The 3,641-nt window shown below is 36.5% G+C and carries 4 protein-coding genes and 1 pseudogene; 1 reads left to right on the top strand and 4 read right to left on the bottom strand.

Features of this window, described 5'->3' with window-relative positions; translation table 11 throughout:
• The 3 genes and pseudogenes from ACY65O_RS09340 to ACY65O_RS09330 all read right to left on the bottom strand — a co-directional run.
• Positions 1-1,047 (bottom strand): annotated as a pseudogene (locus ACY65O_RS09340) (hypothetical protein); the annotation flags it as partial.
• Between the two features lie 31 nt (positions 1,048-1,078).
• Complete coding sequence (locus tag ACY65O_RS09335) at positions 1,079-1,381, bottom strand: hypothetical protein (protein ID WP_462220587.1); 303 nt, start codon at positions 1,379-1,381, stop codon at positions 1,079-1,081.
• 46 nt (positions 1,382-1,427) lie between these two features.
• Positions 1,428-2,351: a PfkB family carbohydrate kinase gene (locus tag ACY65O_RS09330; RefSeq protein WP_462220586.1), complete on the bottom strand. Its 924-nt coding sequence runs from the start codon at positions 2,349-2,351 to the stop codon at positions 1,428-1,430.
• 244 nt (positions 2,352-2,595) lie between these two features.
• Here ACY65O_RS09330 and ACY65O_RS09325 point away from each other — a divergent pair, with 244 nt between their 5' ends.
• Complete coding sequence (locus ACY65O_RS09325) at positions 2,596-3,204, top strand: L-threonylcarbamoyladenylate synthase (protein ID WP_462220585.1); 609 nt, start codon at positions 2,596-2,598, stop codon at positions 3,202-3,204.
• A 57-nt stretch (positions 3,205-3,261) separates the two neighbouring features.
• Here ACY65O_RS09325 and ACY65O_RS09320 read toward each other — a convergent pair whose 3' ends face one another.
• A complete protein-coding gene (locus ACY65O_RS09320) occupies positions 3,262-3,567 on the bottom strand; it encodes a hypothetical protein (RefSeq protein ID WP_462220584.1) in 306 nt (101 codons plus the stop codon).
• Positions 3,568-3,641 lie beyond the last annotated feature (74 nt).

The following is a 3,641-nucleotide window of genomic DNA, read 5'->3' as shown; positions in this document are numbered from 1 at the left end:
ATTTTTTTCTACAGCATGCAGGTCGGTAGCAAAATAATAATTGTTATGATTTATAAATACCAACCGTTCTGCAACAGGTATTTGTGCGGCATTAAAAACAGTGAGTTGTAAAACACCGTCGCCAAAACTTTCGGTTGCTATAGGTGCAGTAACTTCTGTTCTGTTCTTCATGTTTATTTTTGCACTGTACATCATTTGGTGCTGCATTTGTGCAACTACAGTGTAAGCAGTAAAAACTTCATCAGCATTTTGTGGCCGCTTTAAAGTATAACGCAGGGTATCAGTTGTATTGCTGATACTCAGGGATACACTTTGTTTTTTTGCCTCGGGCAAAGCAGTCTCATGCTGCACCCCTTTTTTATCTTTCCAAATGGCTTTATACTTTTCTCCTGCAACGGGCATAATTAAAAAAAAACCCATGCCATCGTGTGCTGCAGTAAAAGAATTTATTTTTTTCCCAGTTTCGTTTACAATATTACCGCTAACAAAAAATGGAATACCTTCCTGGTCGGTGGCTTTAAATGCAATGCGGCAACCAATATCTTCCACCATATCACCACCTTCAGGAAAAAGAGTTAAACTGTATGCAACCGCAGGTAACGGTAATTTTTTTGCAGCAGTAGCAGAAGGAATTATTTGAACCGGTTTTAAATACAATAAAGTAGAATCGAAATTAAGCATCCACGAAGTGTATGCCCTGATGTACAGCTTTTGAGAATTAATTGTATCGGGTAAATCAAAATTACTGGCAGCACCTGATGCATAAACCGGCATTATTTTTTTTTGAAGAATAAAACCTTTGTCATCAATTAACTCTGCATACACAGTTTTACTTAAAGGTTTAACTAAGTTATCTGCGGCTAAATATGCTTTAAACCAGATTGTTTCGCCGGCATTGTAATAACTTTTATCAAGGTGCAGGTAAATTTTTTCCTGCGGATATTTTTCGCCTAACTGGTTAACTAAACTATCGATACGAAGTTGTGCATAGCTGCAATTACAAAACACAGTAATTAATACCAGCAGCAAAATATTTTTTTTTATCATAGAGAAGAAAAATATTTTATAGGGAATAAATTTAAGGCCTTAAATCATCTACACTAATCCTGTTAACATCTTCGCTGGAAGTATTATCAGGTTTGTTAGATAAAATTGCACGTATTATTAAAAAACCTCCAAATGCAAAAACCAATCCGGAAAACATTAAAGAAACCAGATCAACCTGTTTAAATACAAACATGTCGATTGCAATACCAATAATTTCAAAAACAAACCAGCTTACAATTGCATAAATTTTCCAAGTAAGTGGATTAACCCCTTTTAGAATGGCTATTTTGTTAATGTCTTTTGCAATAAATATTAATGCAATTATCTCCAGCATATTTTTTGTTTAAAATACTTTAATTCACTTCTTCATTGATAAAACATTACACCAAATCAATATCAAAATTTACCAATTGTACAAACTCACTCAGCCTGGCATCAATATCTGCCTTAGTAATTTCTTTTAATCTTTCGGGGCCAAATTTTTCTACACAAAAACTGGCCATAGCACTGCCGATGATAATGGCAGTTTTCATATTTTCAAAACTAATGTCTTTTGTTTTTGCAAGGTGGCCAATAAAACCTCCGGCAAAAGTATCGCCTGCACCGGTGGGGTCAAATACTTCTTCTAACGGCAGGGCCGGGGCGAAGAACACATGATTTTCGTGAAACAGCAAAGCGCCATGCTCTCCCTTTTTTATAATTAAATATTTTGGGCCCATTTTTAATATTTCACGGGCTGCTTTTACCAAAGATAATTCGCCGCTCAACTGTCTTGCTTCACCATCGTTTACTAAAAGCACATCAATTTTTTTCAACACTGCTTTTAAATCATCCATGGCAATGTCCATCCAAAAATTCATGGTGTCCATTACAATTAATTTTGGCCTCACCCTTAATTGATCAATCACACTCATTTGTAATTTAGGCATCAGGTTGCCCAGCATTAAAAACTCTGCTCCCTGAAAACTTTCTGGAACAACAGGATTAAAATCGGCCAGTACATTTAAATCTGTTACCAGTGTATCACGGGTGTTCATATCAATATGATATTTACCGCTCCAGAAAAAAGATTTTTTATCCGGTACAATTTCCACACCGTCTAATTGTATGCCACGGCTTTTCATTTCATCCATTTCTTCCTGTGGAAAATCGTAGCCCACAATAGATATTTGCTGAATGGGGGTAACAAAATTGCAGGCTGCATAAGCTACATAAGTTGCTGAGCCACCAACAATTTTATCTATTTTTCCAAAAGGGGTTTCAATGGCATCAAAAGCCATGGTGCCAACTGTAATAACTGCCATACCAAATTTTAGATTTTAGATTGAAGATTTATTTTATACACAAAAAGCAAAAGTAACAGATTAATGTAAGATGAATAGGAGTAATTTTATAAATTGTAAAAGGCCTTTAATATTTCGCCTGGATAAAAGTTCGGTAGGGGTATGCGGTACAAGGGAGTAACACAACGATGCTTAATCAGGGATTACTGCCGGTAACAAAATTTTTAATAAAACACAATCAATCCCCCTCAGGGGATAGGGGCATATGCTTATACAAATACATCCTGATGATCCGCAACCAAGATTAATAAAACAGGTTGCCGAATGCCTTAAAGATGGAGGCGTAATTATTTACCCCACCGATACCATTTACGGGCTGGGCTGCGATATTATGCAGCATAAAGCGGTAGAGCAAATTTGTAAAATAAAAAATATTGATCCGCAAAAAGCACAGCTGAGTTTTATTTGCAGGGATTTAAGCCATCTTAGCGATTACACAAAAAGTATTAATACACCGCTTTACCGCATGCTTAAAAATTATTTGCCCGGCCCCTATACTTTTATTTTACCTGCCAGTAAGCAGGTGCCTAAAATTTTGCAGAGTAAAAAAAGTACTGTGGGTTTAAGGATACCGGATAATAATATTTGCCGAAATATTTTAGATGCATTGGGTAACCCCATTTTAAGTGCTTCTTTACCTGGTGATATGGTGGAAGAATTTACCGACCCCGATGTGATGCAGGAAAAATTTGGCCACAAGGTTGATTTTGTAATTGATGGCGGCAGTGGCGGCATGATGGGTTCTACTGTTGTGGATTGCACAACAGATAACTGGGAAATTATACGCCAGGGTTTGGGTGAGTGGGAGGCATAAAAAAAATCCCACTTTGTACGGTGGAATTTTTTTTCTATCTATCTGAGCTGGTAAAAATTAATTTCTATCCCTGTTGTTATGTTTTTTACGGTAAATTTTGCGGCTCGCCTGTCTTTTATCCTGGCGGATATCTTTTCTTTCTGCGCCGGTTACTGTACCATCTGCTTTTGCAGCTTTTACTTCCTGGCGAATTTCTCTTTGATCTTTTACTAAATTTTTTGTTTCTGCTTTCGTTAACTCGCCACTTTTTACACCTTGCTTAATGCGGTGGTGCTGGCTTTTTGTACTTGGTTTTACCTGTGCAGTTGCACTTGTAAAAAATGCGCCTAATACTACTGCTGCGGCTAATACTGTTGCTTTCATAAAATTTGTTTTAAGTTTTTTAAATAAATACGTTTCATACATACATAGACGGTGGGTGATAATAAAAGTTTAAT

This window comes from Ferruginibacter sp. (assembly GCF_031430955.1).
In the GTDB taxonomy this organism is placed as follows: domain Bacteria; phylum Bacteroidota; class Bacteroidia; order Chitinophagales; family Chitinophagaceae; genus Ferruginibacter.
Note: the sequence above shows the minus strand (reverse complement) of the source record. Positions and strands in the feature narration are given on the sequence as shown.

What these genes read in the sequence shown, in the direction of transcription:
- ACY65O_RS09335 (WP_462220587.1), bottom strand. Translation starts at nt 1,381, where the DNA reads ATGCTGGAGATAATTGCATTAATATTTATTGCAAAAGACATTAACAAA.
- ACY65O_RS09330 (WP_462220586.1), bottom strand. Translation starts at nt 2,351, where the DNA reads ATGGCAGTTATTACAGTTGGCACCATGGCTTTTGATGCCATTGAAACC.
- ACY65O_RS09325 (WP_462220585.1), top strand. Translation starts at nt 2,596, where the DNA reads ATGCTTATACAAATACATCCTGATGATCCGCAACCAAGATTAATAAAA.
- ACY65O_RS09320 (WP_462220584.1), bottom strand. Translation starts at nt 3,567, where the DNA reads ATGAAAGCAACAGTATTAGCCGCAGCAGTAGTATTAGGCGCATTTTTT.